Origin of the sequence: Candidatus Arsenophonus triatominarum, from assembly GCF_001640365.1 — a bacterium.
GTDB classification, from domain to species: domain Bacteria; phylum Pseudomonadota; class Gammaproteobacteria; order Enterobacterales; family Enterobacteriaceae; genus Arsenophonus; species Arsenophonus triatominarum.
On sequence record NZ_LWMI01000007.1, the window covers coordinates 153,550 to 170,175 of the forward strand.

13 protein-coding genes and 3 pseudogenes are annotated in these 16,626 nt (G+C 38.9%); 2 read left to right on the top strand and 14 right to left on the bottom strand.

Going from position 1 to position 16,626, the window contains the following annotated elements:
• Nucleotides 1-3: 3 nt before the first annotated feature.
• The 8 genes and pseudogenes from mrdA to AYJ55_RS05940 form a co-directional block, all read right to left on the bottom strand.
• Nucleotides 4-1,917, bottom strand: coding sequence for a peptidoglycan DD-transpeptidase MrdA (gene mrdA, locus AYJ55_RS05905; protein ID WP_063654857.1), 1,914 nt, complete (start codon nucleotides 1,915-1,917; stop codon nucleotides 4-6).
• Between the two features lie 22 nt (nucleotides 1,918-1,939).
• Nucleotides 1,940-2,382, bottom strand: a pseudogene (gene rlmH, locus AYJ55_RS05910) (23S rRNA (pseudouridine(1915)-N(3))-methyltransferase RlmH).
• Between the two features lie 2 nt (nucleotides 2,383-2,384).
• On the bottom strand, nucleotides 2,385-2,702 hold the full coding sequence (gene rsfS, locus AYJ55_RS05915; RefSeq protein WP_063654859.1) for a ribosome silencing factor: 318 nt from the start codon (nucleotides 2,700-2,702) through the stop codon (nucleotides 2,385-2,387).
• A gap of 282 nt (nucleotides 2,703-2,984) precedes the next feature.
• Entirely contained in the window at nucleotides 2,985-3,665 is a 681-nt protein-coding gene (gene nadD, locus AYJ55_RS05920; protein WP_063654861.1) for a nicotinate-nucleotide adenylyltransferase, read from the bottom strand.
• Nucleotides 3,649-4,689, bottom strand: a complete 1,041-nt coding sequence (holA, locus tag AYJ55_RS05925) for a DNA polymerase III subunit delta (RefSeq protein WP_063654864.1) — start codon at nucleotides 4,687-4,689, stop codon at nucleotides 3,649-3,651. Before holA ends, nadD begins: the two co-directional genes overlap by 17 nt.
• Nucleotides 4,686-5,237: an LPS assembly lipoprotein LptE gene (lptE, locus tag AYJ55_RS05930; RefSeq protein ID WP_063654866.1), complete on the bottom strand. Its 552-nt coding sequence runs from the start codon at nucleotides 5,235-5,237 to the stop codon at nucleotides 4,686-4,688. Before lptE ends, holA begins: the two co-directional genes overlap by 4 nt.
• Before the next feature lie 17 nt (nucleotides 5,238-5,254).
• On the bottom strand, nucleotides 5,255-7,837 hold the full coding sequence (leuS, locus tag AYJ55_RS05935) for a leucine--tRNA ligase (protein WP_063654868.1): 2,583 nt from the start codon (nucleotides 7,835-7,837) through the stop codon (nucleotides 5,255-5,257).
• 143 nt (nucleotides 7,838-7,980) lie between these two features.
• A complete protein-coding gene (locus tag AYJ55_RS05940) occupies nucleotides 7,981-8,853 on the bottom strand; it encodes an IS982 family transposase (protein ID WP_063654870.1) in 873 nt (290 codons plus the stop codon).
• A gap of 449 nt (nucleotides 8,854-9,302) precedes the next feature.
• On the opposite strand from AYJ55_RS05940, the pseudogene AYJ55_RS32710 reads away from it, so the two are divergent.
• A pseudogene (locus tag AYJ55_RS32710) lies at nucleotides 9,303-9,620 on the top strand (IS630 transposase-related protein); the annotation flags it as partial.
• A 17-nt stretch (nucleotides 9,621-9,637) separates the two neighbouring features.
• On the top strand, nucleotides 9,638-10,126 hold the full coding sequence (locus tag AYJ55_RS25125; RefSeq protein ID WP_063653499.1) for an IS630 family transposase: 489 nt from the start codon (nucleotides 9,638-9,640) through the stop codon (nucleotides 10,124-10,126).
• An 82-nt stretch (nucleotides 10,127-10,208) separates the two neighbouring features.
• Here the strand turns inward: AYJ55_RS25125 and AYJ55_RS05950 are convergent, their stop codons facing one another.
• The 6 genes and pseudogenes from AYJ55_RS05950 to miaB form a co-directional block, all read right to left on the bottom strand.
• Nucleotides 10,209-10,934 carry an amino acid ABC transporter ATP-binding protein gene (locus AYJ55_RS05950; protein ID WP_063654872.1) on the bottom strand — a complete coding sequence of 242 codons (726 nt, stop codon included), beginning with the start codon at nucleotides 10,932-10,934 and terminating at the stop codon, nucleotides 10,209-10,211.
• A 185-nt stretch (nucleotides 10,935-11,119) separates the two neighbouring features.
• Complete coding sequence (gene lnt / locus AYJ55_RS05955; RefSeq protein WP_063654874.1) at nucleotides 11,120-12,652, bottom strand: apolipoprotein N-acyltransferase; 1,533 nt, start codon at nucleotides 12,650-12,652, stop codon at nucleotides 11,120-11,122.
• Between the two features lie 5 nt (nucleotides 12,653-12,657).
• Nucleotides 12,658-13,536 carry a CNNM family magnesium/cobalt transport protein CorC gene (gene corC, locus AYJ55_RS05960; RefSeq protein ID WP_063654876.1) on the bottom strand — a complete coding sequence of 293 codons (879 nt, stop codon included), beginning with the start codon at nucleotides 13,534-13,536 and terminating at the stop codon, nucleotides 12,658-12,660.
• A gap of 70 nt (nucleotides 13,537-13,606) precedes the next feature.
• Nucleotides 13,607-14,077, bottom strand: a complete 471-nt coding sequence (gene ybeY / locus AYJ55_RS05965; protein ID WP_063654878.1) for an rRNA maturation RNase YbeY — start codon at nucleotides 14,075-14,077, stop codon at nucleotides 13,607-13,609.
• 16 nt (nucleotides 14,078-14,093) lie between these two features.
• Nucleotides 14,094-15,120: pseudogene (locus AYJ55_RS05970) on the bottom strand (PhoH family protein).
• A gap of 43 nt (nucleotides 15,121-15,163) precedes the next feature.
• Nucleotides 15,164-16,594: a tRNA (N6-isopentenyl adenosine(37)-C2)-methylthiotransferase MiaB gene (gene miaB / locus AYJ55_RS05975; protein ID WP_063654880.1), complete on the bottom strand. Its 1,431-nt coding sequence runs from the start codon at nucleotides 16,592-16,594 to the stop codon at nucleotides 15,164-15,166.
• Nucleotides 16,595-16,626 lie beyond the last annotated feature (32 nt).

Genomic DNA, 16,626 nt, shown 5'->3' on the forward strand with positions numbered 1-16,626 from the left:
ATATTACTGATCTTCTTCTGGAGATACATTGGTATCTGGTGTTTGTGATATCGTTTTTTTACCAAGCAATACATAATCAAGAATATTGCGGACAAGATCGCCAACGGCCGGTCCAGCCCCACCATTTTCTAGAATAATAGCAACGGAAACGGTCGGCTTTTGATAAGGGGCAAATCCAATCATTAATTTATGATCACGCAAGTGCTCAGCCAATTTACTTGCATTATAGGTTTCATAACTGAATACCTGCGCCGTACCTGATTTGACAGCAGCTTTGTAGGGAGTGTTGGCAAAACTTTTACGTGCTGTACCGTTTGGTGCATTAGCAACGCCATACATACCTTCTTTAGCTAACTCCCAAAAGCCTGAATGAATATCACCAATTTGGATATGCTCTTTCTGCTCATAAGGCAGCATAGCATTACCTAATTTAGTGCCATAAAGTAGATGGGGAATTTTAACCGTGCCGTCATTAATTAACGTCATTAATGCTTTTGCCATTTGGATCGGCGTTGTGGTCCAATAGCCTTGGCCGATGCCGACTGGAATAGTGTCTCCTTGATACCAAGGTTTTTTGTAGCGTTTTAGTTTCCATTTCCGGGTTGGCATAATGCCAGAACGTTCTTCGGCAAGATCAATACCAGTATAATGCCCATAGCCAAATTTCTGCATCCAATCGGAGATACGATCGATACCCATATCATAAGCAACCTGGTAGAAAAAGGTGTCGGCTGATTCGATAATGGCTCTAACGACATTTAATCTACCGTGTCCCCATTTTTTCCAGTCTCGGTAACGTTTTTCGGAATTTGGTAACTGCCACCAACCAGGATCAAAAATGGTGGAGTTGGCGGTGACAATATTTTCACTTAACGCTGCGACCGCCATAAATGGTTTAACGGTTGAGGCCGGCGGATATAATCCCTGGGTAGTTCTATTAATTAGCGGGCGATTAGGATTATTTAATAAAGCTTGGTAATCTTTATTAGAGATACCATTAACAAATAGATTAGGGTCATAGCTCGGGGTAGATACCAGCGCTAGTACTTCTCCGTTGCGAGGATCTGTTACAACAACGGCAGCTCGGCTGGTGGTGAGCAACTTTTCGATCTCAATTTGTAAATTGAGATCAATAGTGAGATAAATATCTTTGCCTGCCTGAGGTGCTTGTTCATGAAGTTGGCGTATGACTTTTCCCCGACTATTAACTTCGACCTCTTCATAGCCTGTTTTGCCATGTAAAATATTTTCGTAATACCGTTCTATACCTAATTTACCAATATCATGGGTGGCAGTGTAATTTTTTAGTAGACCATCATTTTCTAGACGTTCTATATCCTTATCATTAATTTTGGCTACATAACCAATAACATGCGTTAGCGCTGAGCCATAAGGGTAATAGCGGCGTTGGTAACCTTTGACTTCAATCCCGGGGAATAGGTATTGATTAACGGCAAAACGTGCAACTTGCACTTCATCTAGTGAGGTTTTTAACGGTATAGAGGTAAAGCGGCGTGAACGTTTACGCTCTTTTTTGAAGTTTGCAATGTCGTCGTCAGTGAGATCAACCACATCACGCAATTGTGCCAATAGTTCTGTTAAATTAGCGACTTTTTCAGGAATGACTTCTAACTGATAAAATGTTCGGTTTAACGCGAGAGGAATACCATTTCTGTCATAAATAATACCTCTACTAGGTGGAACAGGAACCAATTTTATCCGATTATCATTGGAGCGAGTTTGGTAGTCTTCATGGCGAACCACTTGTAGATGATAAAGATTAGCAATTAAAATACTTACTAATATCACAATGATAATAAAAGCTATCAACGCCCGACGAATGAATAGAGTAGATTCAGCGGTGTAATCGCGAAAAGGGGTGAGTTTCTTTTTTTTTGTTTCTTTCTTCGCATTCACACTAAAAACCTACATAAATATGTTATTCCCGATGGTAAGGATGATTTGTTGTAATGCTCCATGCCCGGTAAAGGCTCTCTACAACAAATATTCGAACTAAAAGATGAGGAATTGTTAAGGATGAAAGTGACCAACTTTGTTCTGCTGCTGCTTTACAGGCAAAGGCAAGACCTTCTGGGCCACCAATTAGAAAGCTAATATTAGGTCCATCTTGTTTCCGTTGATCTTATTGTTCAGCAAGTTGTCCAGCTTGTGCCTGGTATATCAAGGGTAATTATGCGGTTACCCTTGCCAACTCTGTTCTCCTTCTTTTCTCGATGATACGTTTGAGATCAGTATTTTTCCCACAGGGATCTCTATGAGTTCAAAAGCCATATCTTTTGGAAAACGATGAAGATAATCTTGAAAACCGGTTTGGATCCAATCAACCATTTTGCTACCAACGGCAATCAGTTGTAATTTCAAATTCAACTCCAGAGTTTTTCAAGTTCATACATACGGCGACTATCTTTTTGCATGATATGAACAATTGCATCGCCTAAATCGACAACGATCCAATCAGAAACACCTTGTCCTTCAACACCCAGAGGAATTATTCCTGTCTTACGGCATGATTCAATTAATTTGTCCGAAACTGATGTCAAGTGGCGATTAGATGTTCCGGTACAGATTATCATGCAATCGGTAATGCTAGATTTTCCACGTACATCAATAGTGACAATATCTTGCGCTTTTGTATCGACAAGCCTGTCGATAATAAATTGTTGGAGTTCAGTTCCTTGCAAAGGTTCACCTTTAATTTCAAGTTAAATAAAAAAATATTAATGTTATATTTTATTCAGTTATAAAATTCTGTTGAAAGAAATAAGCATAAGATAATCTATATTTTAATCTAATTTTTAGTAAAACCAACCAGCTGAATATTTTAATTAGTTTTAAGATAAAGTATCGGAAATTATGCCTTATTTTCATCAGCAATGTAAAAAGCGCCAAAATATTACCAATCACCTTATATACTCACAATAGTTTAAGGGTATTTTTGTCAATTTTTTATATTTATTGGTTAATTATGAGCAATTTTGATAAAGATGATGTTTATCAATATAACGCAAAACTGCAGGTGGCAATATATCTTTGCAACTTTTTCTATCACGTTTTCGTTCACGAATTTCAGTTGCAGAAATATTTAATAAGGGAGTATCAGCCAGATATATGGCACCACAGGGTTTATGGCTGAGTATTTCCGGCTCATGCACTTGATGATGTTTTAGCCATTGTTGCATTGATGGAATTGAAAAATAAGTGGTATAGCCTGGGCGAGCGCATACTAATAAATTACAAAGATCTAAAATTTTTTGCCAATCAAACCAGGTATTGATTGATAGTAGTGAATCTTGTCCGATAATAAAGGCTAGTGGTTTTTGCCTACCGATTTGTTGCCGAAAAGAGAGTAGTGTTTCAACGGTATAAGAGGGAGTTTTACGTTTAAGTTCACGGGTATCAATACTAAATAGCGGATTATTTTTGATAGCTAATTTTATCATTGCCAATCTTTGTTGAACGGTTGCTTCAGGTTGTGGGCGATGGGGTGGCACATGATTGGGAAGTAAAACAACCTGTTGTAAACCGACTTGCTTGGCTAGCGCTTCAACGGGAAGTAAGTGACCATAGTGAATAGGATCAAAGGTACCACCAAATAGTGCTTGAATAGATTTAGAATTAGCTGTTTGCTTAGTTTGTTGAGTCATTAATAAAACTCTCGGGCAGTGATTTACCGCACAATAGCATAGATAAAGTTTCTAATTTTGGCCAAATTGAGTGGCCATAATCTTGTTTTAAATGTAATTCAGCATGGGTAATTAACTGTATTGCAAGCTGTAGTTCGCGAAGTGATAAACGCTGTAGCGCAGCGCTAATGAGAGGGCGGCGGGCTTGCCAAATTTTATGCTGATCAAATAATTTTTTTAAATCTTTATCGCTATTTTGTTGTGTTAATGTCAAAAGCAATATGAGTTCATGTTGAATTATACGTAATAGAATCACTGCTTCATGATCTTCGCGTTGTAATTGTTGTAGGATATGCCAAACGCGTTTAATTTTACCTGCAAGTAGCGCATCAACCCAATGATAAGGTGTAAAATTAACGGCATTATTTACCGCCTCTTTGACACGAGGTAGGGTGAGGTTACCGTCGGGATATAAGAGTGATAAACGTTCAAGAGCTTGGTTAAGAGCTAGTAAATTGCCTTCATAGCAGTAGCAAAGAAGCTCATTAGCTTGTTTATCTAAAGTAACAGATATGGCTTTTGCTCGTTGGGTTACCCATTGAGGTAATCTGGACTGTTCTGGTGTTAGACAATTAATATAGACTCCATCTTGGCCTATTTTTTTGCACCAGGCACTATTTTCTTGTGCTTTCGTTAATTTGCCGCCGCATAATATGAGTAATAAATCAGGATGTAATAATTCAGCCAACTTAAGCAGCTTTTCCGCTATGACGGTTGTGGGGCCACTTTCAGGTAATATTAAGATCAGGATTTGTCGGCTAGCAAATAGGCTAAGTGATTGACTAAGATGATAAATAGTGTCCCAGTCGGTGCTTGTATCTAGCGAATAGGTATAACGTTCAGAAAAACCCTGCTGTTGAGCAACTTGATAAATTTTATCCATGCTTTCTTGTGATAAAAGCGGATCATTGCCAAAAATCAGGTAACAGGTTCGCAGCTTATCAGTAAGCTGCGAAATTAGCTGCTCAGGGTAAATACGGATCATTCTGAGTCTACCGATAGCGCTTTCTCGACAACTACTGATCCTTCTGGCTCATTCTGAATAGTGCTATGAACGATCAGTAATTTACGAATTAACTGGCGAGCCGCTTGTTCACGCATTTCTTGTTTAACAAGTTCGTTTTCGGCGTCTTTAGCTAGTGTTTCTAACGGATTGTCGAAGAAAGCGCGCTCGACGCGTGTTTTGATCGGATAAACAGTGCCGTTAGGGAGGATAATTTGTGCGCTGACCCAGAAATTTAATTGTTTTTCTGCACTTTTACCGTCTTGATAGATGGAAACGGTTTTGGTGTTTTCAGATGACCCCACTATTTTTAAAATCGGCACATTCTGAAGATTTTCATCGATTAAGTTGACATTATTTAGGCGTAATTGCTGTCTAATTGCACGTGCCAGCGGGCCGTAGGGATCATCACTACTTAATCTTAATGTTTTTAGTTCTTCAGGTATTTGCGTCGTACCTTGTAGGCGAAATCCGCAGCCAGCCGTGATCAACATGGCTAAGCTTAGAAATAAGGTAATTAAATAACGCACATGGTCTCCTTATTAAGTTAGCCGACAACAAGGTTTAACAGCTTGCCTGGCACATAAATTACCTTACGGATGTTCATACCTTCAAGGTATTTTGCCACACCATATTCTTGCGTTGCCATAGCTAACACAGAATCTTGTAATGCATTGATATCGACAGTAATACGCCCACGAACTTTACCATTAACTTGAATAATGACTAATTTAGTATCGTCTATTTTTGCTTGTTCGTCAGCAACTGGCCAAGGCGCATTATCGATATCTTCCAGCTGACCAAGTGCTTTCCACAGGATAAAGCAAGCATGGGGGATAATGGGCGACAGCATCCGCACAATAGCCTCTAAAGATTCTTGTATTAATGCCCGATCCTGTTCACTATCATGGGAGGCTCGCGTCAGTTTATTCATGAACTCCATAATAGCAGCAATCGCAGTATTAAATGCATAACGGCGGCCGATATCATCGGTCACTTTAGCGATGGTTTTATGTAGATCACGCCGCAGGTTTTTCTGCTCTGTCGTAAGGTTGGTGCTATCTAATGGCGCTGTTTTACCTTTTTGCGTATGTTCAAAAACGGTGCGCCAGAGACGACGAACAAAACGATTTGCACCTTCTACACTTGATTCTTGCCATTCCAAAGTAAGTTCCGGCGGAGCGGCAAACATAATAAATAAGCGAACCGTATCCGCCCCATATTTTTCTACCATTAATTGTGGAACAATACCGTTATTTTTCGATTTAGACATTTTGCTCATCCCTGTATAGGAGAGTTGATGTCCATGCTGATCAGTTGCTTTGACAATCTTACCTTTTTCATCCCGTTCAACAGTTACATCAACGGGTGACACCCAAACTCGTTGTCCATTTTCACCTAAGCAATAAAAGGAATCGGCTAATACCATTCCTTGACATAACAGGCGTTTAGCTGGTTCATCAGAATTTACTAAGCCTGCATCACGCATTAGTTTGTGGAAAAAACGGAAATATAATAGATGCATAATGGCATGTTCAATACCACCGATATATTGATCAACAGGCAACCAGTAATTGGCCGCGGCTGGATCTAGCATCCCTTGGTCATAATTAGGACAGGTATAACGGGCATAATACCAGGAAGACTCCATAAAGGTATCAAAGGTATCCGTTTCACGTAATGCTGCATGACCATTGATGTTAGTCTTGGCCCATTGTGAGTCGGCTTTGATAGGACTTGTGATGCCATTCATTACCACATCTTCAGGTAAGATGACAGGTAGTTGTTGTTCTGGTACTGGCATGACAGAACCATCTTCCATGGTTACCATAGGAATTGGTGCTCCCCAATAACGTTGGCGAGAAACCCCCCAATCACGTAGACGATAATTGACTTTACGTTGCGCCGAACCTTGTGAAACCAGTTTATCGGCAATCGCATTAGCGCCTGTTTCGTTGTCCATGCCACTAAATTTGCCTGAATTAATCAGTGCATTTTTATCAGTCAACGGACCCGCTTTTAGATCGGGGATCTGTCCTTCATTATCAGCAATAACCGCTTTGATCGGTAAATGATATTTGGTTGCGAATTCCCAGTCACGTTGGTCATGCCCTGGAACCGCCATTACTGCCCCTGTACCATATTCCATTAACACAAAATTGGCTATCCAGATCGGAATTTTTTCATTAGTTAGCGGGTGAATTGCGAACAAATTGGTGGCAATACCTTTTTTTTCCATGGTTGCCATTTCTGCTTCAGCAACTTTGGTATTACGACATTCATCAATAAAAGTGCTAAGTTTAGCATTTTTTTTTGCCGCGCTTTTTGCTAACGGATGAGTTGCTGCAATAGCGAGATAAGTCACCCCCATAAAAGTATCCGGCCGAGTAGTATAGACAGTTAGCTTTTCATCCATGTCTGCCAGTTCAAAGGTAATTTCAACCCCTTCTGAGCGGCCGATCCAATTACGCTGCATGGTTTTAACTTGCTCTGGCCAGCCATCGAGTTTATCTAAATCATTAAGTAGCTCTTCAGCATAAGCGGTAATTTTTATGAACCATTGGGGAATTTCTTTGCGTTCGACAGGGTTATCACAACGCCAGCAGCAACCATCAATGACTTGCTCGTTTGCTAACACCGTTAAATCATTTGGACACCAGTTAACGGTAGCGGTTTTTTTATAAACCAAACCTTTTTCATAAAGCTTAGTAAAAAACCATTGCTCCCAACGATAATACTCCGGTGTACAAGTTGTGACCTCTCGACTCCAGTCATAACCAAATCCGAGCATTTTTAATTGATTTTTCATGTAATCGATATTGGTATAAGTCCAAGGTGCTGGAGCGGTATTATTTTTTACTGCGGCACCCTCTGCCGGTAGACCAAAAGCATCCCAGCCGATAGGTTGCAGCACATTTTTGCCTAGCATGCGTTGATAACGTGAGATAACATCACCAATGGTATAGTTGCGAACATGCCCCATATGTAGCTGACCAGATGGGTAAGGTAACATTGACAGGCAATAGTATTTTTCTTTGTTATTATCTTCTATTACTTTAAATGATTGTTTTTCTTCCCAATGACGTTGTACGTATTGCTCTATCTCTTCTGGTCGATATTGTTCTTGCATGACACCGATGTTCCTATGGCGATAATGCGGCATTGGCCGCGAATGATATAGTATATTTTAGATCTGCATAGAATAGCGGATAAATGCCTCTAACAACAACTATTGATAAATATTTAACCTGAGTTCGAGATAAGCATTATCAATTATGCTTGAAGAGATGTTCCTGCCACCGGTATCTTTGGTTTAGATGGAATTAAACAATATGCAACCAGCACAGCTAATAAATTCACTACAAAGTTAGCAGGAGAGCGGTGCCGCGTATGCTCTATCTGAAAAAGATTTTTTAACTCATCAAATACCGTTTCAATGACAGAACGATGACGCAAGATGGCTTTGTCGAAACAAGTCTGTTCAACAGGCTTCATTTTCTTCTTGATATTCGTTATAAGGTTAATTCCCATTGTTTTCAGTTGCTGTTTCAATGAAGCCGATAAATACCCTTTATCCGTATACAAACAACCAGAAAGATCTTTCATCAGCTCAGGTAATGGTTTCCGATCATCTGTGTTTCCTGGTGTAAGTCGAAAACTGAGTATTTCCCCCAAATGATTGATAATTACATGAAGTTTGAAACCAAAGAACCAACCTGTTGAGGTTTTTCCTTGTTCAGCTATCCCATCGAAGACTTTATGCCGGCGGATCCGTAAGTTATCACACACAGCTATCGGAGTAGAATCGGTAACCGACAGACCCGTGCACTTTCCCTTAATTGACTCAAACAGAACCGTTAAAGCTAAGGTACTGCGCGGAAGTAACTCTACGCAGCGTGAATATGATGGCAAGTTAGGAAATTCCTTCCTGAGATATAAACGGACATGATAGAGATAAAATACCTTGAATTGGCTGAATCGGAGTTGATGAAACAAAACAACCAGTGTCATCATTTCAGCCAATGAAAGCTGAGTAGACCGTCTACGACGCTTATTACCGTTATTCAGCAAAATTTCATGCATTTTTGGCTCGAAGTCTTTACAAAAATCATCCATCAGGCAATAAAGTTCAGTAAGATTTTCCATAATTGTTTAACAATGCTCTACTCTTTAACCAGATTGTTAGAGTATTTTAACGAAATATGCGCATTCAACTATTTGAATAGCAAGACTTTCACTTTATCACGAGTTTCGTACAGGAATATAAAATTCCAGAAATGGCTTAAAAGCAATGGTTAATTTGCAAGTTACTAAAACGTATAAATTTGTTTAAATTACAATAAGTTGCTTTTAATTTATAAGATTTTGTCTATTTATATATTATGCTGAATTAAACTTAAAAATAAAGCGTTTTTTTATTGGTGCGAGACTCGTGTTTATTTCTTATCCCGAACTCAGGTTATTTAACGATCAAGTTAAATTAATTTTATTAATGCAAATGATGTGTTGTTTTAGAGGGTAGCATTTTAGATGGTCAGTCTAGCCCGCTTTAGGCGCTATAGCTAGGCGACTTAATTTTGATTACAAGGTGTGTTATGAGTTATACAATTGATTTTCGACGTAAAGTAATATCTGTAAGGAAAGCCGAAGGTTTAACAATTCGAGAAACTGCGAAACAATTCCGTATTGGAAAAGCGTCTTTAGTACGTTGGCTTAAACGACCAGAGCCAAAAAATTCAACGCCACGTAAGAGGAAGCTCGATAAAAATGCTTTAGCAAAAGATGTGGAACAGTATCCAGATGCTTACCAAAAGGAACGGGCAGAGCGATTCGGTGTTTGTAAAAAGACTATTTGGCAATCCCTTAAAAAGCTGGGATTAACCTATAAAAAAAAACTCTATTCCATCCAAAAACCAACGAAAGCGACAGGCTGGCACATCAGCAAAAAAGACAACAGTATGAAAAAAAAGATAAATCTGTTGTTTTTATTGATGAAAGTGGTTTTTCACATGACACTCCACGAACTCACGGCTATTCCCCAAAAGGTCACCGTTGTTTTGGCCTGAAAAACTGGGGTGCTAAGGGAAGAACAAATGTTATTGGCGCTTTATTGGGAACAACCCTTTTTGCTATCGGATTATTTGATTGCAATATTAACCGTGATGTTTTTTATGTTTGGATCACAAAAATATTGCTCCCAGAACTTCCTGAAAATTCTGTTATTTTTATGGACAACGCTAGCTTTCACAAAGGTAAGAATATTGAACAGGCAATTATAAACGCAGGACACCAGATAGAATATTTGCCTGTGTATTCACCAGATTTAAATCCTATAGAACATAAATGGTCTCAAGCTAAACGTAAAAAGATGGAAACAGGATGCACTATCGATGACCTGTTTTTAATACATATGCTGTAATCAAAATTAAGTCGCCTAGCTATATTTTAATGTTATTAGCCGATTGGGCGACGATTTTTGTCACCCAATAAGGATAGAGGAATTAATGTATGATCTTAGCAAGAAATTCTTTAGCACGTTTTGATTTCGGCGCAGCAAAGAAATCGTCTTTATTGCTATCCTCAATAATTTTTCCTTCGTTCATAAAAATCATTCGATGAGCAACTTTTTTAGCAAATCCCATTTCGTGAGTGACTACTATCATGGTCATTCCTTCATTAGCAAGCTTTATCATTACATCAAGTACTTCGTTGATCATTTCTGGATCTAATGCGGAGGTCGGTTCGTCAAAAAGCATCGCAATCGGATCCATACAGAGTGCTCTGGTAATGGCAACGCGTTGTTGTTGCCCACCAGATAATTGAGCTGGAAATTTATTGGTATGGTTAGCTAATCCAACTCGCTCTAATAATTTTAAGGCAGTACTTTCAGCGGTTTTTTTATCTCTGTTTAAGACTTTTATCTGTGCTAGTGTTAAGTTCTCAATAATTGATAGATGAGGGAATAATTCAAAATGTTGAAATACCATACCGACTTTTGAGCGCAATTTAGCCAAATCTGTCTTTTTGTCATTAACATGAATATTATCAATATATATCTCACCACGTTGAATCGGTTCTAAGCCATTAATGGTTTTTATTAATGTTGATTTACCTGAACCGGAAGGGCCACAAATAACGACAACTTCCCCTCTTTTGACATTCATCGAACAATCAGTAAGCACCTGAAACTGTCCATACCATTTAGAAACATTTTTTAAAGAAATCATTAATAGTCCTTTTTCAGATAGCTAACCAGCATAAATCTATATAAATTAATAAAATGTTAATGTTTTAACAAATAATTATAATAAAAGAGCTCATTAACTAAATTTAATGATAAATATCAATAAACAAGATAAAACCGTATCATCGGTTGTTAAGACATGATGATGATTAATATATGCTAAATTGATTAGTCTTCTTTTTGCTTAATAAAACATGCCAATATGATAAATAGGGCAACCAATGCCCACATAGGCCAGTTATTCCAACGTGCATAAGGTGTAAGACCAGATGTTGGTGTTACCTCAGTATTTAATACTGAGCGAGTGAATTGAGGAAGTTCTGCCTGAATATCACCATTAGGTTTGATCACTGCTGTAACACCATTATTAGTGGCACGCAATAGTGGTCGACCAAGCTCGAGTGCCCGCATGCGCGCCATTTGAAAGTGCTGCCATGGGCCGATAGAATGCCCAAACCATGCATCATTTGAAAGCGTTAATAGAAAATCGGTATCTGATTTAAAGTTGTCTCTAACTTGGGAGCCTAAAATAATTTCATAGCAGATAGCAGCAGTTAGATGAATATTACCAGCAATTAACTGCTGTTGCTCATAATCACCACGACTAAAATTTGACATTGGTAAATTGAATAAAGGGGCAATTGGTCGAAGAATATTTTCTAATGGTACAAATTCACCAAAAGGCACCAGGTGGTGTTTCTGATAACGATTACTGGTTGGATATTGGTAAGGTTTATTTTCTCCCAACACAATAATACTACTAAAAAAATTACTCACTCCCTGTGTGCTTGGTTTAGCATCAACTATACCAGTAATTAGGCGAGTATTTTGTAAGCGCAGTAGTTTATCTAATGAGGTTAGCCAAACGTTATTATCCAATTCTATCGATGGAATAGCGGATTCAGGCCAGATAACGATATTGGCATTGCCAAAATAAGGTTTAGAGAGATCGAGATAAGTACTAATGGTTTGTTCGAGAAATCCTGGTTGCCATTTTAAGCTTTGCGGGATGTTACCTTGAACTAAAACAATTTGTGATTTTTTTTCTGCGACCGGCGTGAACCAGTGATAATTTTTAAATATTAGGGGTAACAATAATAAGATAATTGCTGTAATTAGCGGAATAATTCTGCGTTTTAGGCAAGTAAACACTAAGCAACTACTAATAATCAGCAGTAGTAATGTTATCATCTCAACGCCAAATATCGGAGCGATGCCTTTAAGTGGCCCGTCGATTTGACTATAACCAAATTGCAGCCAAGGGAAACCAGTTAGTATCCAGCCACGTAAATATTCAGTTATTTGCCATATTGCTGGTGCGGCAAAAATAAAGCGAGCAATACTAAGGCGCGGAAAGAATCGATTGAGTAGATAAGCAAATAGCGCGGGATAAAGTGATAAATAAGCTGCCAGTAAGATGACTAAAAAGACATTAACCACTAATGGCATACCACCAAAATCGGCAATACTGACATAAACCCAGTTAATACCACTGCCAAATAGACCAATTCCCCAACAAAACGCTATTAAACCTGCTTGTTTGCTTGAGCAATTAACAATTAGCAGCTGTAAGCCAAAAAGAGAAAAAAGAGCGGCTAACCAAATATCAAAAGGTGAAAAAGCCAGTGTTCCGCAGAGCCCGAAAATTAACGCGATCAAAGCTCGTAACCACTGACGGTGATAGAGTGGCATTTTTTTCATTAATGCTATTCTTCTATAAGATTTGGGATAGGTGCTTCATCAGGAATTTTTATCTGAACTTGAATGATTTTGCGGCTATCAGCCATGGTAATTTTAAACATATAACCATCAATTGTGATGACTTCCCCCCGGGCAGGCAAATGTCCAAATGCTTGCATCACCAAGCCACCAATGGTATCAACTTCTTCATCATTAAAGCGCGTGCTAAATGCTTTGTTGAAATCATCAATTTGGGTTAACGCACGAACAGAGTAAGCATGTTTGCTTAACTGGCGAATATCAATGTCTTCTTCATCATCATATTCGTCTTCAATTTCACCAACAATTAATTCGAGAATATCTTCGATTGTCACCAAACCAGAAACGCCACCAAATTCATCGATGACAATTGCCATATGATAACGTTGTGAACGGAACTCTTTTAATAACAGATCAACACGTTTACTTTCAGGCACAACAACGGCGGGACGTAATACTTTATCGATAGTGAAAGGTTCAGCATCAGTACGCATAAATGGCAGTAAATCTTTAGCCATTAATAGACCTTCAATATGGTCTTTATCTTCACTAATTACTGGAAAACGAGAATGTGCTGAGTCGATAATCACATCAAGGCATTCATCTAACGATTGATTTCGTTTTAAGGTTACTATCTGAGAGCGTGGGATCATGATATCCCGAACACGCTCGTCGGAAATATTCATTACCCCTTCAAGCATTTCTCTGGTATCAGGATCAATAACATCTTTTTGCTCTGAATCACGAATGAGTTCAACTAAGTCATCACGATTTTTGGGTTCACCGTGAAATAATTGATTTAGGCGCCCGAAAAAACTCTTTTTCGAGTGATGATTATCATTGTTTGTAGGATGGTCGTCGCTCATGGAGTTTTATTAAAATTTCTCTAAGTAGTTTATCGTATCATAATTATTTAGCATAAAGGTAGCATTATAGTTATGCTTTTTCATGCTGATAAGGATCAGGATAACCCAATTTTTGCATAATTTCAGTTTCTATTGTCTCCATTTCTTCTGCTTCAAAGTCATTTAGATGATCATAACCTAATAGATGAAGACAACCGTGTATTACCATATGCGCCCAGTGAGCATCCTGGTTTTTTTGTTGTTCAATCGCTTCTTTTTCAACAACTTGACGACAAATAATCAGATCGCCAAGTAAGGGTAATGTAATATTTTCTGGCGCTTCAAAAGGGAAGGATAGCACATTTGTTGGTTTATCTTTTCCTCGATATGTCAAATTTAAATATTGGCTTTCTGCTATATCGACAATACGAATTGTGATTTCACTTTCAGATTGAAATTGTGGCAGGAAAGCTTCAAGCCAGTGTTGGAATGTCGTTTCACTGGGTAATAATCCATTATGATCGCTACAGGCCAGCTGGAGATCAAGAATAACTGATTGCAAGCAAATATCTCCTTTTCTATAGGGCGCTTGATGGTTCTTTTTGTTGACGAAGTAACTGTTTCCGTTCTTGTTCTTTTGTTTCCCAGTTTTCGTAGGCAATAACCACTTTTGCTACTACAGGATGGCGTACTACATCATCACTATGAAAAAAATTAAAGCTAAGTTCTTTAACTTCAGAAAGTACTTCAATTGCGTGGCGTAAACCTGATTTCTGGCCACGAGGCAGATCAATTTGAGTTACATCGCCGGTGTCACGGTTTTAGAGTTAAAGCCGATGCGGGTCAGAAACATTTTCATCTGTTCAATGGTGGTGTTCTGGCTTTCATCAAGAATGATAAAAGCGTCATTGAGTGTGCGACCTCGCATATAGGCTAATGGAGCCACTTCAATCACATTGCGCTCAATCAATTTTTCTACTTTTTCAAAACCCAGCATTTCAAATAGGGCATCATAAAGAGGCCGTAAATAAGGATCAACTTTCGGACTAAGATCACCTGGCAGAAAGCCGAGTTTTTCGCCGACCTTGACAGCGGGGCGAGTGAGTAGAATACGACGTATTTTTCGACGTTCTAAAGCATCAACAGCAGCAGCAACGGCGAGATCGGTTTTACCTGTTCCGGCAGGACCAATGCCGAAAGTGATATCATGGCTATGTATATTAGCAATATATTGAGCCTGATTCGCTGTACGTGGTTTGACAACGCCTCGTTTGATTTTAATGTTTAAAATTTGTCGTAACTGCCAATATTTTCAACGGATTGCTCAAGAAATTGACTTTCCATAATAGATAAGTGGATTTGTTCAGGGACAATGTTAGGGATAATGCCACGTATAAGGGCTGTATCAACATATAGGCGGCGAAAAATGTTGCTAGCTGCATTGATATTAAGTGGTTTGCCAATCAATTTGAAACGGTTATTTCGACGATTAATTTCGATACCGAGTCTACGTTCCAATTGCTTTATATTATCATCGAACGGGCCACAAAGGCTGATTGACCGTTGGTTATCGGCTGGCTCTAAAAATATTTCGCTGGTGGCAATTTGTGGATTATCTTTTGCGATCACTGAGTCTCTCTACTTAATATTAAGGTTGGTAATTTGCTACACCGAGATCGTCTTCTTTGCGTGTCCGTGCAATAACCGATTCGGGTGATTCTTGGCTCCTTAATGCCATACTATCTTCTGTTTTAACTACTTTACCGCGTAAAGAATTGGCATAGACATCGACAATTTCGACATCAACAAACTTTCCGATCATATTTTGGCTACCTTCGAAGTTTACCACCCGATTATTTTCGGCACGGCCGGAAAGTTCCATAATATTTTTACGTGAAGGTCCTTCGACCAGAATACGTTGAATGCTACCCAACATTGTTCGGCTATAATTCATTGCTTGCTGATTAATACGTTGCTGAAGTAGATAGAGGCGTTGTTTTTTTTCATCTTTGCTTACATCGTCAGGTAAATCAGCGGCCGGGGTACCAGGGCGTGGTGAGTAGATAAAACTAAAACTCATATCAAAATTAACATCGGCAATAAGCTGCATGGTTTTTTGAAAATCATCTTCTGTTTCACCCGGAAAACCAACAATGAAATCTGAGCTAATGAGAATATCGGGTCGTGCTTTACGTAATTTACGGATAATGCTTTTATACTCAAGGGCTGTATGAGACCGTTTCATCATCGTCAAAATACGATCTGACCCACTTTGGACGGGAAGATGCAAGAAGCTAACAAGTTCAGGGGTATCTTCATAGACAGCAATAATATCATCGGTAAATTCAATTGGATGACTGGTGGTAAAACGGATGCGATCAACGCCGTCAATGGCGGCAACCAGACGTAATAATTCGGCAAATGAACAAATTGCACCGTCAAAAGTTGCCCCACGATAGGCATTGACATTTTGACCCAATAAGTGAATTTCACGCACACCTTGCGCAGCTAATTGTGCGATTTCAAATAAAACGTCATCACATGGTCGGCTGACTTCCTCACCACGCGTGTAAGGAACGACACAAAATGAGCAGTATTTATTACAGCCTTCCATAATTGGAACATAAGCTGAAGTGCCTTCTGCTCGAGGTTCCGGTAATCGATCAAATTTTTCAATTTCTGGAAAACTGATGTCGACGATTGGGCTACGTGTACCTTTGACTTGATTGATCATCTCTGGTAGACGATGCAAAGTCTGTGGGCCAAAAATAATGTCAACACTGGGAGCCCGTTGACGAATGAAATCCCCCTCCTGTGAAGCGACACAACCACCAACACCAATAATAATATCGGGATTAATATCTTTTAGATTTTTCCAACGCCCTAATTGATGAAATACTTTTTCTTGCGCTTTTTCACGAATTGAGCAGGTATTTAGCAGTAGAATATCGGCTTCTTCGGCTATCTCTGTTAATTGATATCCATGGGTGCTGTTGAGCAGGTCAGCCATTTTTGATGAATCGTATTCATTCATCTGGCAGCCCCAGGTTTTAATGTATAGTTTTTTATTCGTCAACATTTTGTATATCCGAAGTTTTCAGTAGCAAAATC